The sequence below is a fragment of the Kineococcus sp. DHX-1 genome (genome assembly GCF_042473625.1).
Lineage (GTDB): Bacteria > Actinomycetota > Actinomycetes > Actinomycetales > Kineococcaceae > Kineococcus.
Map to the genome: position 1 here is coordinate 218,945 of NZ_CP170445.1, position 13,801 is coordinate 232,745.

The 13,801-nt window shown below is 74.9% G+C and carries 15 protein-coding genes and 1 tRNA gene; 10 read left to right on the plus strand and 6 right to left on the minus strand.

Going from position 1 to position 13,801, the window contains the following annotated elements; translation table 11 throughout:
• Positions 1–21 precede the first annotated feature (21 nt).
• Both ACFEMC_RS00975 and ACFEMC_RS00980 read left to right on the plus strand, forming a co-directional pair.
• Positions 22–2,109, plus strand: coding sequence for an alpha/beta fold hydrolase (locus ACFEMC_RS00975; RefSeq protein ID WP_380172723.1), 2,088 nt, complete (start codon positions 22–24; stop codon positions 2,107–2,109).
• Between the two features lie 41 nt (positions 2,110–2,150).
• Positions 2,151–2,840, plus strand: a complete 690-nt coding sequence (locus ACFEMC_RS00980; RefSeq protein WP_380172725.1) for an O-methyltransferase — start codon at positions 2,151–2,153, stop codon at positions 2,838–2,840.
• A 10-nt stretch (positions 2,841–2,850) separates the two neighbouring features.
• Here ACFEMC_RS00980 and ACFEMC_RS00985 read toward each other — a convergent pair whose 3' ends face one another.
• A complete protein-coding gene (locus tag ACFEMC_RS00985) occupies positions 2,851–3,279 on the minus strand; it encodes a hypothetical protein (protein ID WP_380172727.1) in 429 nt (142 codons plus the stop codon).
• Positions 3,280–3,284: 5 nt separating this feature from the next.
• The gene (locus ACFEMC_RS00990; RefSeq protein WP_380172729.1) at positions 3,285–3,659 is read right to left on the minus strand and encodes a VOC family protein; all 375 of its coding nucleotides are present in this window, start codon (positions 3,657–3,659) and stop codon (positions 3,285–3,287) included.
• Positions 3,660–3,799: 140 nt separating this feature from the next.
• On the opposite strand from ACFEMC_RS00990, the gene ACFEMC_RS00995 reads away from it, so the two are divergent.
• Positions 3,800–4,672 carry an aldo/keto reductase gene (locus tag ACFEMC_RS00995; protein ID WP_380172731.1) on the plus strand — a complete coding sequence of 291 codons (873 nt, stop codon included), beginning with the start codon at positions 3,800–3,802 and terminating at the stop codon, positions 4,670–4,672.
• Positions 4,673–4,693: 21 nt separating this feature from the next.
• On the opposite strand, the gene ACFEMC_RS01000 is transcribed toward ACFEMC_RS00995, so the two are convergent.
• Positions 4,694–5,371: a response regulator gene (locus ACFEMC_RS01000; RefSeq protein WP_380176525.1), complete on the minus strand. Its 678-nt coding sequence runs from the start codon at positions 5,369–5,371 to the stop codon at positions 4,694–4,696.
• Between the two features lie 44 nt (positions 5,372–5,415).
• The gene (locus ACFEMC_RS01005) at positions 5,416–6,762 is read right to left on the minus strand and encodes a sensor histidine kinase (protein WP_380172733.1); all 1,347 of its coding nucleotides are present in this window, start codon (positions 6,760–6,762) and stop codon (positions 5,416–5,418) included.
• A gap of 128 nt (positions 6,763–6,890) precedes the next feature.
• Here ACFEMC_RS01005 and ACFEMC_RS01010 point away from each other — a divergent pair, with 128 nt between their 5' ends.
• Positions 6,891–7,757: an NAD(P)-dependent oxidoreductase gene (locus tag ACFEMC_RS01010; protein ID WP_380172735.1), complete on the plus strand. Its 867-nt coding sequence runs from the start codon at positions 6,891–6,893 to the stop codon at positions 7,755–7,757.
• 87 nt (positions 7,758–7,844) lie between these two features.
• Positions 7,845–7,917: transfer RNA gene (locus tag ACFEMC_RS01015), tRNA-Glu, on the plus strand.
• Positions 7,918–7,976: 59 nt separating this feature from the next.
• Here the strand turns inward: ACFEMC_RS01015 and ACFEMC_RS01020 are convergent.
• Complete coding sequence (locus ACFEMC_RS01020) at positions 7,977–8,732, minus strand: DeoR/GlpR family DNA-binding transcription regulator (protein WP_380172737.1); 756 nt, start codon at positions 8,730–8,732, stop codon at positions 7,977–7,979.
• 54 nt (positions 8,733–8,786) lie between these two features.
• Here ACFEMC_RS01020 and ACFEMC_RS01025 point away from each other — a divergent pair, with 54 nt between their 5' ends.
• The 5 genes from ACFEMC_RS01025 to ACFEMC_RS01045 all read left to right on the plus strand — a co-directional run bounded on the left by ACFEMC_RS01025 (position 8,787) and on the right by ACFEMC_RS01045 (position 13,020).
• Positions 8,787–9,479, plus strand: a complete 693-nt coding sequence (locus ACFEMC_RS01025; protein WP_380172739.1) for an NUDIX domain-containing protein — start codon at positions 8,787–8,789, stop codon at positions 9,477–9,479.
• A 106-nt stretch (positions 9,480–9,585) separates the two neighbouring features.
• Positions 9,586–10,407: a hypothetical protein gene (locus tag ACFEMC_RS01030; RefSeq protein WP_380172741.1), complete on the plus strand. Its 822-nt coding sequence runs from the start codon at positions 9,586–9,588 to the stop codon at positions 10,405–10,407.
• Positions 10,404–10,928 (plus strand): SigE family RNA polymerase sigma factor, encoded by a 525-nt coding sequence (locus tag ACFEMC_RS01035; RefSeq protein WP_380172743.1) that lies wholly within the window; start codon positions 10,404–10,406, stop codon positions 10,926–10,928. Before ACFEMC_RS01030 ends, ACFEMC_RS01035 begins: the two co-directional genes overlap by 4 nt.
• Before the next feature lie 84 nt (positions 10,929–11,012).
• Positions 11,013–12,569, plus strand: a complete 1,557-nt coding sequence (locus ACFEMC_RS01040) for a methyl-accepting chemotaxis protein (protein ID WP_380172745.1) — start codon at positions 11,013–11,015, stop codon at positions 12,567–12,569.
• A 100-nt stretch (positions 12,570–12,669) separates the two neighbouring features.
• Positions 12,670–13,020 carry a helix-turn-helix domain-containing protein gene (locus ACFEMC_RS01045; protein WP_380172748.1) on the plus strand — a complete coding sequence of 117 codons (351 nt, stop codon included), beginning with the start codon at positions 12,670–12,672 and terminating at the stop codon, positions 13,018–13,020.
• Between the two features lie 138 nt (positions 13,021–13,158).
• Here the strand turns inward: ACFEMC_RS01045 and ACFEMC_RS01050 are convergent, their stop codons facing one another.
• The gene (locus ACFEMC_RS01050; protein WP_380172750.1) at positions 13,159–13,782 is read right to left on the minus strand and encodes a TetR/AcrR family transcriptional regulator; all 624 of its coding nucleotides are present in this window, start codon (positions 13,780–13,782) and stop codon (positions 13,159–13,161) included.
• Positions 13,783–13,801: the final 19 nt, after the last annotated feature.

A 13,801-nucleotide genomic window follows, 5' to 3' on the forward strand; every position in this document is an offset into this window, starting at 1 on the left:
GACGGGGGTAGGACTGGTCGCGTGCCGGACACCACCGCCAGCCCCGCCCCCTCGTCGGCGTTCGCCGACCTCGACGCCTTCGCCGCGCTGCCACGCGTCAGCGGCCTGGCCCTGTCCCACGACGGGACGCGGCTGGTGACGACGGTCGCGACGCTCACCGCGGACCGCACGCGGTGGCGGGGTGCGCTGTGGGAGGTCGACCCGGCGGGCCGCCGTCCGGCCCGGCGCCTCACGCGCGGCGCGGCCGCGGCGTCCTCACCGGTCTTCGCGCCCGACGGCACCCTCCTCTTCACCTCTGCCCGGCCGGACGCCGAGGCGGGAGAGGCACCGGACGACCCACCGGCCGCGCTCTGGGCGCTGCCCCCGACGGGAGAGGCGCGGTGCGTCGCCTCCCGGCCGGGCGGGGTCTCCGGCCCCCGCACGGCGCGGACCTCGGTGGCCGTCGTCGTCGCGTCGGACACGCTGCCCGGCGCCGACGACAGCACCGAGGGACCGACGTCCGACGCCGCCCGCCGCGCGGCGCGCAAGGACGCGAAGGTGAACGCCGTCCTGCACTCCGGGTACCCCGTCCGGTACTGGGACACCGACCTCGGACCCGACGAACCCCGCTGGCTGACGCTGGACCTGCCGGCGGAGACCGCGGCGGGTCAGCGCGAACCGGCGGCCTGGCGCGACCTGACGCCGGTCCCCGGCCGTCGCTACGACGAGGCGACGGCGGCGCTGACCCCCGACGGCTCCGCCCTCGTCACCACCGAGAGCGTGCCGGGCCCGGGCGGGTCGCAGCGCTCCCGGCTCGTCGTCCTCGACCGCACCGACGGCTCGCTGCGCGTGCTGGCCGACGACCCCGCCCGGGAGTTCGCCTCACCGTCGGTCTCCCCGGACGGGCGCTGGGTCGCCGCCGTCGCCGAGAGCCTGTCGACCCCGGTCGACCCGCCGACCCTGCGGCTGGTCCTCGTCCCGTTCGACGGGTCGAGCGCGCCGCGCGACGTCGTCCCCGGCTGGGAGGTCTGGGGCGCGGGGACGCCGCAGTGGGGGCCGGGCTCGGACGCCCTGTTCCTCGCCGTCGACCACCACGGCCGGGCGCCGGTGCACCGCGTCGACGTGGGGACGGACGGCGAGGGATCGTTGCGTCGGCTCAGCACCGACGACGGCGCCTACTCCGACCTGCAGGTGGCTCCCGACGGCGCGGCGGTCTACGCGGTCCGCGCGGCCGTGGACGCGCCCCCGGCGGTCGTGCGCCTGGACGCCTCGACGGCGGGCGAGCCGGTCGTCCTGCCCGGCCCCGCGGACGCGCCGGACCTGCCGGGAACCCTCACCGAGGTGCGGACGACGGCCGCGGACGGGGCCGAGGTCCGCTCCTGGTTGTGCCTCCCGGCCGGTGCCGGCCCGCAGTCGCCGGCGCCGCTGCTGCTGTGGATCCACGGCGGTCCGCTGTCCTCCTGGAACTCCTGGTCCTGGCGGTGGAACCCCTGGTTGGCGGTGGCCCGCGGGTACGCCGTCCTGCTGCCGGACCCGGGCCTGTCGACGGGGTACGGCGCGCAGTTCCTGGCCCGCGGCTGGGGTGCGTGGGGAGCCGAACCGTACTCCGACCTCATGGCCGTCACGGACGCCGCGCTGGCACGCGACGACCTGGACCCCGAGCGCACGGCCGCGATGGGCGGTTCCTTCGGCGGGTACATGGCGAACTGGGTGGCCGGTCACACCGACCGGTTCCGCGCGATCGTCACCCACGCGAGCCTGTTCGCCCTCGAGCAGTTCGGGGCGACGACGGACGCCGCGCACTACTGGGAGCGGGAGATGACGCCGGCCATGGTGGCGGCCAACGACCCGGCCGCGCACGCCCGGCACATCGTCACGCCGATGCTCGTCGTCCACGGCGACAAGGACTACCGCGTGCCGGTCGGGGAGGCCCTGCGCCTGTGGTGGGTGCTGAACAAGCAGTGGACGGGGGACCCGGCGGACCTGCCGCACCGGTTCCTGTACTTCCCTGACGAGAACCACTGGGTGCTGACGCCGAAGCACGCGGCGCTCTGGTACGAGACGGTGTTCGCGTTCCTCGCCACCCACGTCCACGGGCTGCCGTTCGAGACTCCCGACCTGTTGCGCTGACGGGGTTCCGAGGTCCGCGGGGCCGGTGGCAGAGTGCGGTCATGCGCTCTGCCACCGGCGACCACGACCCGAGCTCGGCGTGGACCGAGGTCGACGAGTACCTCGTCCAGACGCTGCTGCCCGAGGACGAGGTGCTCGAACTCGTCGTCGACGAGAACCAGGCCGCGGGCCTGCCGGCGATCGACGTGTCCCCGCTCCAGGGGGCGCTGCTCTCGCTGCTCGTGCGGATGACTGGGGCCCGGCGGGTCCTGGAGATCGGCACCCTCGGCGGGTTCAGCACGATCCACCTGGCCCGGTCGCTGCCGCCGGGCGGACGGGTCGTGACGTGCGAGTACGAACCGCGCCACGCCGAGGTCGCCCGCCGCAACCTCGACCGCGCCGGGTTCTCCGAGGTCGTGGACGTCCGGGTCGGTGCCGCCCTCGACACGTTGCCGCAGCTGCAGGCCGAGGGTGGGGACCCCTTCGACCTCGTCTTCATCGACGCCGACAAGCCGAACAACCCGCACTACCTCGAGTGGGCCCTGCGGCTGACGCGCCCCGGCAGCGTCATCGTCGGGGACAACGTCGTGCGCGGCGGCCGGGTCGTCGACGAGGAGAGCACCGACCCCACGGTCACCGGGACCCGCTCGTTCCTCGAAGCCCTCGGTGAGGACCCGCGCCTGGAGGTCACCGCGCTGCAGACCGTCGGGTCGAAGGGCTGGGACGGGTTCGTCCTCGCCCTCGTGCGCTGAGGTCCCCTCCTCACGGGGACGCCAGCTCCGGCGCGATCTGCGGGAGACGGGCCGCGACGGCCGCCTCGAGACGGTCCGAGGGGGCGAGCGCGAAGAACTCCTCGTCCAGCCGGTCCCAGAGCTCCTCGTCGGCAGCCGACAGCTCCTCGTACCCGGTGGGCCGGAACCGCAAGAACTCCCGGCGCGCGCGGAGGACGAGGTCCGCGACGTCGTCCAGGCCGAGCCAGCGGAGTCCGGCCGCGGCGTCGTCGACATCGTCGAGGCGGCGGCTGAAGAAGAGGTTCTCCACCCCGCCGCCCGCGAGCCCCCCGTTCTCGGAGATCCCGTGCAGCGCCAGCACCGCCCCCAGGGCCCGCAGCCCGGGGGTCGCGGTGCCGTCGTCGACTTCGTACGCCGTGATCGCCGGGACGTTCAGCGCGTCGATCAGCGGAGTCGGCACGACCGTCAGTCGCCCTCGGAGTACCCGTGCAGGTCGGTCGTGGTGCCTTGCACCTCCAGCTCGCGACCGTCCGGGTCCGTGACGTGCAGGACGCGGCCGTAGGGCTCCTCCACGACGCGGGAGTCGAACCCGGCCTGCTGCAGCCGCGCGGCGACGGCCTCGAGCGGCTCGTTCGTCGAGAACGCCAGGTCCGTCGACCCGGCCGGGGTCGCCGAGTTCGCCGTCGCGGTGCTGTGCAGGCCGACCTCGCCGCCGCCTGCGGCTTCCAGGCTCACCCAGGACCCGTCCTCGGAGCTCGACGTGCTCGTCAGGCCCAGGGCCACGAGGAAGCGGCGCATGGCGGCGACGTCCTGGGTGAAGCGGACGGGGGTGACCTTCACGGCGTTCCACCTTCGTTCGGGGGCACTCTCGGCTGGAGATCATGCCGCGGGCCGGTCCGCCCGTCGCGCCGAGGTGTCGACGGCCGCGGCCGGGGTTAGCGTTCCCGCGACCGCGACACCACCGATCCCGGGAGGACCACGTGCCCGTGTCCGCCAGCGGAACCATCGACCTCGGCGGCAAGACCGTCCACCGCCTCGGCTACGGCGCCATGCGCATCACCGGCGACGGCGTCTGGGGCCCGCCGAAGGACCACGACGAAGCCGTCCGCGTGCTGCGCCGTGCCGTCGAGCTCGGCGTCACGTTCATCGACACCGCCGACTCCTACGGCCCGTACGTCTCCGAGGACCTCATCCGCGAGGCGCTGCACGACGCGGGCGGGAAGGGGACCGGCTACGGCGACGTCGTCATCGCCACCAAGGGCGGGCTGACCCGGCACGGCCCGGACGTCTGGCCGCCGCTGGGTCGCCCGGAGTACCTGCGCCAGTGCATCCTCATGTCCCTGCGCCGCCTCGGCGTCGAACGCATCGACCTGTGGCAGCTGCACCGCATCGACGAGAAGACCCCGCGCGAGGAGCAGTTCGGGGTGATGAAGGAGTTCGTCGACGAGGGCCTCGCGCTGCAGGTCGGCCTGTCGGAGGTCGACGTCGACGACGTCAAGGAGGCCCAGGCGGCCGGGCTGACGATCGCCTCGGTGCAGAACCGCTACAACCTCGGGGACCGGCGGGCCGAGGACCTGCTGACCTACTGCGAGCAGCAGGGCATCGCCTTCATCCCGTGGGCCCCCGTCGACGCGGGCAGCCTGGCCCGGCCCGGCGGGCCGCTCGACGAGATCGCAAAGGACCACGACGCTTCGACGTCGCAGCTCGCGCTGTCGTGGCTGCTGCGTCGTTCGCCCGTCATCGTGCCGATCCCGGGCACCTCGACCGTCGCCCACCTCGAGGAGAACCTCGCCGCGGCGGACGTCGAGCTGACCGACGAGGAGTTCTCCACCCTCGAGGCCGCCGGCCGTTGAGGGGCGGGGGTTCCTCGGCGCTCAGGCGTCGAGGAGCCCCGCGTCGTGGGCCACGATCGCGACCTGCACGCGGTTGTGCGCCTCGAGCTTGGTCAGCAGCCGCGACACGTGCGTCTTGACGGTCGCCTCGCTCATGAACAGCTCCCGGCCGATCTCGGCGTTCGACAGCCCGCGGCCGACGGCACCCAGCACCTCGCGCTCGCGGTCGGTCAGGAGCTGCAGCCGCTCCGCCGCCTCCCGGCGCCGCGGGTTCACGGTGTCCGCCGCGTAGTGGCCCACGAGCCGGCGGGTCACGGTGGGGGAGAGCATCGCCTCGCCCGCCGCGACGACGCGGACCGCGGAGACGAGTTCGCGCGGCGGGGTGTCCTTGAGCAGGAACCCCGTCGCTCCTGCCTGCAGCGCCTGGAACACGTACTCGTCGAGGTCGAACGTCGTCAGCATCACGACGCTGGGAGCCTGTGGGCGCTCGGTGATGGCCTTGGCCGCGGTCAGCCCGTCCATGACGGGCATGCGGACGTCCATGAGGACGATGTCGGGCCGGTGCGCGGCCACGCCCTCGACGGCCTGGGCGCCGTTCTCGGCCTCCCCGACGACCTCGATGTCCTCGGCGCTGGACAGGATCATCCGCAGCCCGGCGCGCACCAGGGCGTCGTCGTCCACCAGCAGGACCCTCGTCGGCCTGCCCTGCTGCTCGTCCACGCCCACGACTCCGCCCGCCTCCGCCTCGACCCGATCCGTCACCCTCACCCCTCCTGAGTCGTCGCCGACCCGGCCGGGGTGCGCACGATCCTCGCATCCGGCGGGGTCCACGCCGCGGACGCACCCGCACGGGGCAGTCCGTCCGGCGTCGGCCAGGGCAGCCGCGCCCGCACCGCGAACCCCCCGCCCGGCTCGGGGCCCGAGGAGATCGTCCCGTCGGCCAGCCCGACGCGTTCGGACAACCCGACCAGCCCGGACCCCGCCCCCGGCAACCCCGCCGACGCCCCGTGCGGACGGGCGTTGACGACGCTGACGAGCATCTCCAGCCCCACCTCACCGGAGACCGTCACGACGGTCTGCGCCGACGGGGCGTGCTTGTGCACGTTCGTCAGCGCCTCCTGCACGACGCGGTAGACCGTCCGCCCGAGCTCGGCGGGGACGTCGGCGTGGACGGGCACGTCCGTCCGGAACTCCGCGGCGACCCCCGCCTCGCGCGTCGACTCCACGAGCCGGCGGACGTCGACGAGCGTCGGCTGCGGCGCGAGTTCGGCGGCCGTCGTCGCGGCCGAGCCCGTACCGGGGGCCCGCAGCACGCCGAGCACGCGGCGCAGGTCCTCCAGCGCCGTCCGGGCGGTCTCGCGGATCGTGGCGGCCGTCGCCTCGACCTGGTCGGCGCCGACGTCCGGCCGCACCTCCAGGCCCCCCGCGTGCAGGGCGACGAGGGAGATCCGGTGCGCCAGGACGTCGTGCATCTCGCGGGCGATGCGGGTCCGCTCGGCCAGCCGGGCCTGCTCGGCGCGCAGCACCTGCTCGTGCTCGGCCCGCTCCGCGCGCTCCCGCAGCGAGGTCACGAGGTCGCGTCGCGCACCGACGAACGCGCCCACGAAGACGCACAGCGACACCCCGACGACCGAGGACGTCAGCGACCAGCCCAGCCCGTTGGCCGTCGTGCGCAGCGACGCCACCGTGACGACGACGCCGGCCGCCCCCGACAGCAGGACGAGCAGCCGGTCGCGCCGCCGCACCGCCAGCGTCAGCAGGGCCAGGTACAGCGCGCCGTCGAAGGCCAGCACCCCCGCGACGCCCAGGGACACCAGGCTGAGCAGGACCGGGTGGTCCCGGCGCCACCACAGGGCCAGGCAGCTGGCCACCACGACCACGCACGCGAGGACCTGCGGGAGACGGGCCTGGGCGACCCAGGTCAGGCCCTCGGGGAAGACGGGCCCGCCGGGCTGGCTGCGCAGCGGCCCCACCACGACGGAGTGGAACCACGCCACGGCGAAGAACAGGGACAGCAGGACGGCGACCACGTCGCGCAGCCGCGGGCCGAACCGCCAGCGCGTCACCCACGGGTCGGTGGGCGGAGCGACGGGGTGCGCGAGCTGACTCACCGCCTCAGGGTAGGGAGGTGGTTGAGCGTCCGGCGTCCCCCGATCGTCCCTGCGCTCCTCCCGCGTCCGTCGCACCCAGTCACTCCGCGCATCACCCAGCGTGTGCGCCCGTCCGCGAGGAACGTCCCGTGAACCCTCCCGCCCCGCAGAAACCGTCCACGATCGCCTTCCTCGGCCTCGGCCGGATGGGACGCGTCCTGGCCGGTCACCTCCTCGAGGCCGGCCACCACGTCCGCGTGTGGAACCGCACGCCCGGCCGCGACGGCGACCTCGTCGCCGCGGGGGCCATCTCCGCCGGGTCCCCGGCCGAGGCCCTCGACGGCGCCGACGTCCTCGTCACGGCCCTCTTCGGGCCGCCCGCCGTCCGCGAGGTCGTCCTGGACGGCCTGTCGCCGGCGGCCGGCACCCTGTGGATCGACATCACGACGATCTCGCCCGCCGACGCCGCCGAGCACGCCCGCTGGGCGGCCGAGCGCGGTGTCGACCACGTCCACTCCCCGGTCGTCGGCTCGCTCGGCCCGGCCGCGAACCGCGCCCTCGGGGTGCTGGCCGGTGGCCCCGCGGCCGAGCGGGCCGTGCCGTTCGTCTCCCTGTGGGCCGATCCCGAACGCCTGCAGGTCCTGCCCGAGGCGTCCGCGGCCGCGACGGGCAAGCTCGTCGCGAACCTGGCGCTCGCGGTCTCCTTCCAGGGGCTCGTCGAGGCGGTGCGGCTCGGTGCGTCCGGTGGTCTGGACGTCGAGCAGGTCCTGACGACGCTCAAGGGCACCGGGCTGGGGCCCATCGCCGCCATGAAGGGGCAGAACCTGCGGACGGGGGAGTTCGGGGACACCCAGTTCTCCGCCGACCTGCTGCTCAAGGACACCGGCCTCATGACGTCCACCACCCGCTTCCCCCTGCCCGCGCTGACGGTCGCGGCCCAGGGGCTGCTGGCCGCGCAGCGCGCCGGGCACGGGGACGACGACTTCTCCGTCGTGGCCCGCGACGAACCCCGCTGACGCCGCCCCGGCCCGTGACGTGGACGGGGCACCCGCGAGCAGCGGGTAGACTCCTGCCTGCCGGTTCCGGGAACGGAACGGCGCTGGGGCCCCGTTGTGTAGCGGCCCAGCACGCCGCCCTCTCACGGCGGTAGCGCGGGTTCGAATCCCGTCGGGGCTACCGAGGAAGGCCCCCGGTCCACGTGACCGGGGGCCTTCTCGTCGTCCGGCCCGGAACGCTCAGTCCGCGCGCAGTAGGCGCACGCCCCGCTGCTCGAGCTCCCCCACGGCCGCGTCGTCGTCGGTGTGAGTCACCACGCCCGCGACGGCGTCCCACGGCACCACCCCGTACGGCGAGGCCGCGCCCACCTTCTCGGCCGACGCGAGCACCCACGTCTCCGCGGACCGCCCAGCCAGCAGCCGCTTGACGGCCGCCTCGTCCGGGTCGCCGGTCGTCAGCCCGCGCTCGGGGTGCACGCCCGTCACCCCGAGGAGGAACAGGTCGGCCGAGACGGTCTGCGCGGCCTCGGCCGTCGCGGCCCCGCACGTGACCGCGCTGTGCTTGAACAGGCGTCCGCCGAGGACGAAGACCTCGACGGTCGGGTGCTCGACGAGGGCGGCCGCGATGGTCGGGCTGTGGGTGACGACCGTGCACGCGAGGTCCGGCGGGAGGGCGCGGGCCACCGCCAGCGTCGTCGTCCCGCCGTCCAGGACGACGGTCGAGCCGGGCTGGACGAGCTGGACCGCGCGTCGGGCGACCCGCTCCTTGCTGTCCGTCGCGAGCCGCGTGCGGGCCGCGTAGTCGGCCACGGCGGGGGAGGCCGGCAACGCGCCGCCGTAGACGCGCTGGCACAGCCCGGCGGCGGCCAGGTCGCGCAGGTCGCGGCGCACCGAGTCCTCCGACACCGAGAGCTCGGCGGCGACGTCCTTCGCCACGAGCCGTCCGTCGCGCGCCATCCGCGCCAGGAGCCAGTCGCGGCGCTGAGCTGCCAGCATCCTCGTTCCTCCGTGTTCGTGCACGTTCGTACGTGTTTCGTCTAGGCTTGCATCATGATGCACGTACCGGCCGCAGGCACTCCCCGCCCCGGGGTCGACGCCCCCGACCGCCGCGGCCGGACCGGCCTGGACCGCGTCGGTCGCGACCTGCGCGGCAACCCGGACGTCGTCGTGCGCGACGTCGAGGTGACCTCCGACGGTTGGCACGTGCTGCGCCGCACCACGTTCGACCTGCGGCGCCGGGACGGGACGTGGACCGTGCAGCAGCGCGAGACGTACGACCGCGGGGACGGCGCCACTCTGCTGCTGTACGACCGGGAGCGCCGGACCGTCCTGCTGACGCGGCAGTTCCGCTACCCGGCCTACGTCAACGGCCACCCGGACGGTCTCCTCCTCGAGGCCGCCGCCGGCCTGATCGACGCCGACGACCCCGAGACGGCCGTGCGCCGCGAGGCCGCCGAGGAGCTGGGCGTCCACGTCGGCGCCGTCGAGCACCTGTTCGACCTGTTCATGAGCCCGGGGTCGGTGACCGAGCGTCTGCACTTCTACGCCGCCCCCTACGCGCCGGCCGACCGGACCGGCGCCGGGGGCGGGGTGGCGGAGGAGGGCGAGGACATCGAGGTCGTCGAGGTGGACGTCGACGAGGCGCTCGCGATGTGCCGGGACGGCAGGATCTGCGACGGCAAGACCGTCACGCTGCTGCAGTGGGCGGTGCTGCACGGCCCCTTCCGCGCGGGCGGCCGCTGATCCGTTCCCCTGGCGGTGCAACGCCGCGGCCCGGTGGGGCGTCTGCTGCTCGGAGGCGGTCGCAGCAGGCGGCCGCGCCGAGGGGGAGGACGAGGGGGAGGACGGGATGAGCGAGCACCGGAGGGGAGCCGACCCGGGGGACGACGAGCTGGTCCGCGCGCTGCGGCGTGCGGGCACGGCCGACGTCGGGGTCGACGTGTCCGCTCTCGTCGCGGGGGCGCGGGGGCGCGCCCGCACCATCCGGCGACGCCGGCAGGGGGTGGTCGGCGTCGTCGCGGTCCTCGCCCTGGGTGTCCCGTTCGGGGTGTCCCAGTGGGGCCAGGACCCGACGTCGGTCCGGCCGGTCGTGCCGGCCACCCCCGCGCCCGCCGTGACGGCCGTCCCGAACGAGGCCCTGCTCTCGACGCGGGACGTCGACGCGGTGGTCCCCGGTCTGGAGCTGCTGGGGCAGAGCGCGTCGACGAACTCCGGGTTCTGCCAGGACGACGCCTACGACGGCACCCGCACGGTTGTCGACAGCCGCGGCGCCGGCTGGGGTGGATCCTCGACCGCGCGCTCGGGTCCGCCGGAGGACGTCGGGCTGCAGGTGCTGCTGTTCCGCGGCACGGCCGCCCAGGAGTGGATGGCGGCGACCGCGCAGGACGCCCAGGACTGCACCACCACGCAGCTTGAGGGTGCGGTCTGGACGCTGGCGCCCGCGGCCGTCGACGCCGAGCAAGTGGTCGCCGGCTACCGCGCCGCGACCCTCGGCGACGACCCGTCGTGGAACGCGACCGTCGTCGCGCGGACGGGGCAGCTCGTCGTCAAGGTGTCCACGACCACCTACCAGCCCGACGGGCAGAGCGCCCTGGACCAGGCCGCGGCCCTGGCCTCGCGGGAGCTGCAGCTGGCCGCCGAGCTCACCGACGCCGGCGGGGGCGCCCGGTGACACCTCGCACCACCACTCGCGCCCCCGACGAGGCCGGGGTCCTGACGTTCGAGGAGTTCGTCGCCGCCCGCGGCCCGGCCCTCGTCCGCCTCGCCCGCGGGCTGCTGCGGGACCCGCACGCGGCTGAGGACGTCGTCCAGGACGTCCTGGCCAAGGCGCTGCTGTCGTGGGGGCGCGTCAGCGCGGCGGACGATCCCGTCGCCTACGTCAACCGCATGGTCGTCAACGCCTCCACCTCGTTCTGGCGGCGGGCCGCACGCCGCGAACGGCCCACCGGCGACCTGCCCGAGGGCGCGACCGCCGACGGCAGCGGGCAGGTCGCCGACCGCGACGAGCTGCTCACCGCGCTGCGCCGGCTGCCGACGAAGCAGCGAACGGTGCTCGTCCTGCGCCACTTCGAGGACTGCTCCGACGAGCAGATCGCCGACCTGCTCGACGTGACCACCGGGACGGTGCGCAGCAACGCCCACAGGGGTCTCGCGACCCTGCGCGAGCACCTGGCGGACGGTCGGGGGGTCTGAGTTCAAGTTCTCGGCTCGCCGGGCCGAAGGACTCTCTGGGAGCAACGCTTCTAGAAGTTTCGTCACCCGTGTGGGGAGTGGGCAGTGTTCGGACGCCAGAAGGCCGCCGTCGGTCAGGTCGTGACCGGGCCCATGCCCCGCGACGTCGAGGCCCTCGAGGCCGTCCTCGCCGCCCTCGACACGGGCATCACCACCGAGCTCGACGCCCAGCTGGCCTGCGTCCGCGGACTCTCCCAAGCCCTCGACCTCTGCTACGGCGGGGTCTGGCTGCCCGGCCCCGACGGCCGCTTCACCGTCGCGGCCGAGGTCGGCCCGATGAGCCAGGCCCTGGTCTCGAGCCGGTCCCTCGCGGTCGGCGTGGGTGACGGCTGCGGCGGCAAGGCCATCTCCACCCGCGAGCCCGTGCAGTGCGACGACTCCCCCGAGGCCATGGCCTGCCAGCGCTGGCGCGACGCCCGCGCCGCCGGGGCCAAGAGCGGTGGTCAGCTCCCGGTGGTCGAGAACGGGCGCGTGGTCGCGATCCACGAGTACTACTCCCGCAACGAACTGCCGTTCTTCGGCGGCCGCGCCGAGAAGTGGTCGGCCATCGGCCGCGTCGCCGCGCACGCCCGTCGCCGCGCCCTGGACACCGCCGCGCTGCAGGAGACCCTCAACGACCGCGCCGCCGTGACGACCGTCGTGACGAACGTCGGCGCCGCCGCGAACCAGGAGGCCGCGCTCCGCACGGCGCTGGAGACCGTGCGCGAGGCGTTCGGCTGGGCCTACGGGTCGTACTGGGCCCTCGACGAGGACAGCGCGACGCTGAAGTTCGTCGTCGAGTCGGGTTCGGCGGGCGAGGAGTTCCGCCGCGTCACCCTCGCGGCGAGCTTCGCCGAGGGGGTCGGCCTGTCCGGCCGGGCCTGGCGCCAGCGCGACCTCGTCTACGTCCGCGACCTCGCCGAGATGACCGACTGCGTGCGCGCCCCCGCGGCCCAGCGCGCCGGTGTGAAGTCGGGCGTCTGCTTCCCGGTCCTGTCCGAGGGGCGCGTCGTCGGGACGATGGACTTCTTCGCCACCGACGTCATCGACCTGTCCGAGTCGCGCGCCTCCTCGCTGCGCAACGTGCAGCAGCTCGTCTCCCAGCGCCTGGACGTGCTGCGCCGCAGCGAGCACGACGCCGCGCGGTCCCACGAACTGCTCGACACGGTCTCGCGCCTGCGGGACGCGGTGAACGACGCCGGCCGGGTGGCGGACGCCGCCGTCGGCCAGGCCTCGACGATGACGGGCGAGGTGGACGCGCTGACGCAGGCGTCGGCGGCCGTCGGGGAGGTCATCAAGATCATCTCCGGGATCGCCGACCAGACGAACCTCCTCGCGCTCAACGCGACGATCGAGGCCGCCCGCGCCGGGGAACTCGGCCGGGGTTTCGCCGTCGTCGCCAGCGAGGTCAAGGACCTGGCCCGCGAGACCGCCGACGCCACCCAGCGCGTCGCGCAGCAGATCTCGGGGATCCAGGCGTCGAGTTCCGCCGTCTCCGGCGGCATCAACGAGACCGCGGCGATCATCCGCGAGCTCGACACGGTGCAGGCGCGGATCTCCGAGGTCATCGACGAGCAGGTCGCCATGGCGACCGCCTACGAGCGCCCGTCCGCGCGGCGCTGACCCCCGAACCCGCCGCACCGTCGTCCGCCCTGAGCGGACGGCGGTGCGGCGGCCCCCACCGGCCCGTAGCGTCGTGGGGAACCGACCGGTGGAGGTTCCCGTGCGCACGCTGACCGTCGTCCCGCCCCGTCGCGTGCGCCGCCGTCCGGACCCCCTGCTGCGCGACGCCCTCGGCAGCGTGCTGCGGGCCGAGCGGACGGCCCAGCGCCGCACCCTGTCCGACGTCGCCGGCGACGCGCGCGTGTCCCTGCCGCACCTGTCCGAGGTCGAGCGCGGGCGCAAGGAACCCTCCTCCGAGGTGCTCGCCGCCATCTGCGGCGCTCTCGGCCTGGACCTGGCTGACCTGCTGCTGCGCACCAGCCGGCAGGTGCGGGACCTCACGTCGGTCGTCGAGCCGGCGGGTCCCGTCCTCTCGTCCGCGCCGACGGTCTCGCTCTCGCTGGTCGCCTGACCCGCCGGGATCAGTCGCGATCGGCCCCGCTGGACGTCGCCTGCGCGGTGGGGACCGTCCGGGTCGGAGGCGAGGCGGTACCCCTCGGGGGAGGGACGTCCCCGCAGCACCCGGTCGTCCCGCCGCACGCTGCGCCGCTCACCCGGTGGCGAGCACCTGCTCCAGCGCCCGCCGCAGCGTGGGACGCAGTTCCTGCCCCTCGTTCGCCGCCCACCACAGCAGCCCCGCGGTCATGGCCGAGAGCGCCGCCTGCGTGGCCACGGCCACCGTCAGCCCGTCCTCGCCGGGGGCGCGGTCGGCGACGAAGGCCGCGAGTTCGTCCAGGACGGAGAACTGCACCGCGAACAGGTGCGACCGCAGGTCCGGGGTGGCGGCCATGAGCCGCAACCGCGAGCGCAGGAGGGCCTCGTCGCCGTCGGGGAACACCAGCGCCGCGGGCAGGGTCCGGGCGAGCGCCGTCCGCCAGTCCGTCGCGGCGGGGACGTCGGCGAGGGCGGCGGCGATCGCGGCGGAGGCCTGGTCCCTTCCGTCCCAGACGATCGCGCTCTTGGACGGGTAGTAGCTGAACAGGGTGCGGCGAGCGATCCCGCAGGCGCGGGCGACGTCGTCCATCGTCGTCTCCTCGTAGCCCTGCGCGGTGAACAGCCGGAGTGCGGTGACGGCGATCGCGGACGTCGACGTCGCGGGGGGACGTCCCCGGGGACGGGTCCGTACCGGCCCCTGGTCCGTTTGATGCACTGAGTGCTTCAATGGCCTTCCCATCCCGTCGTCGAGGAGGACG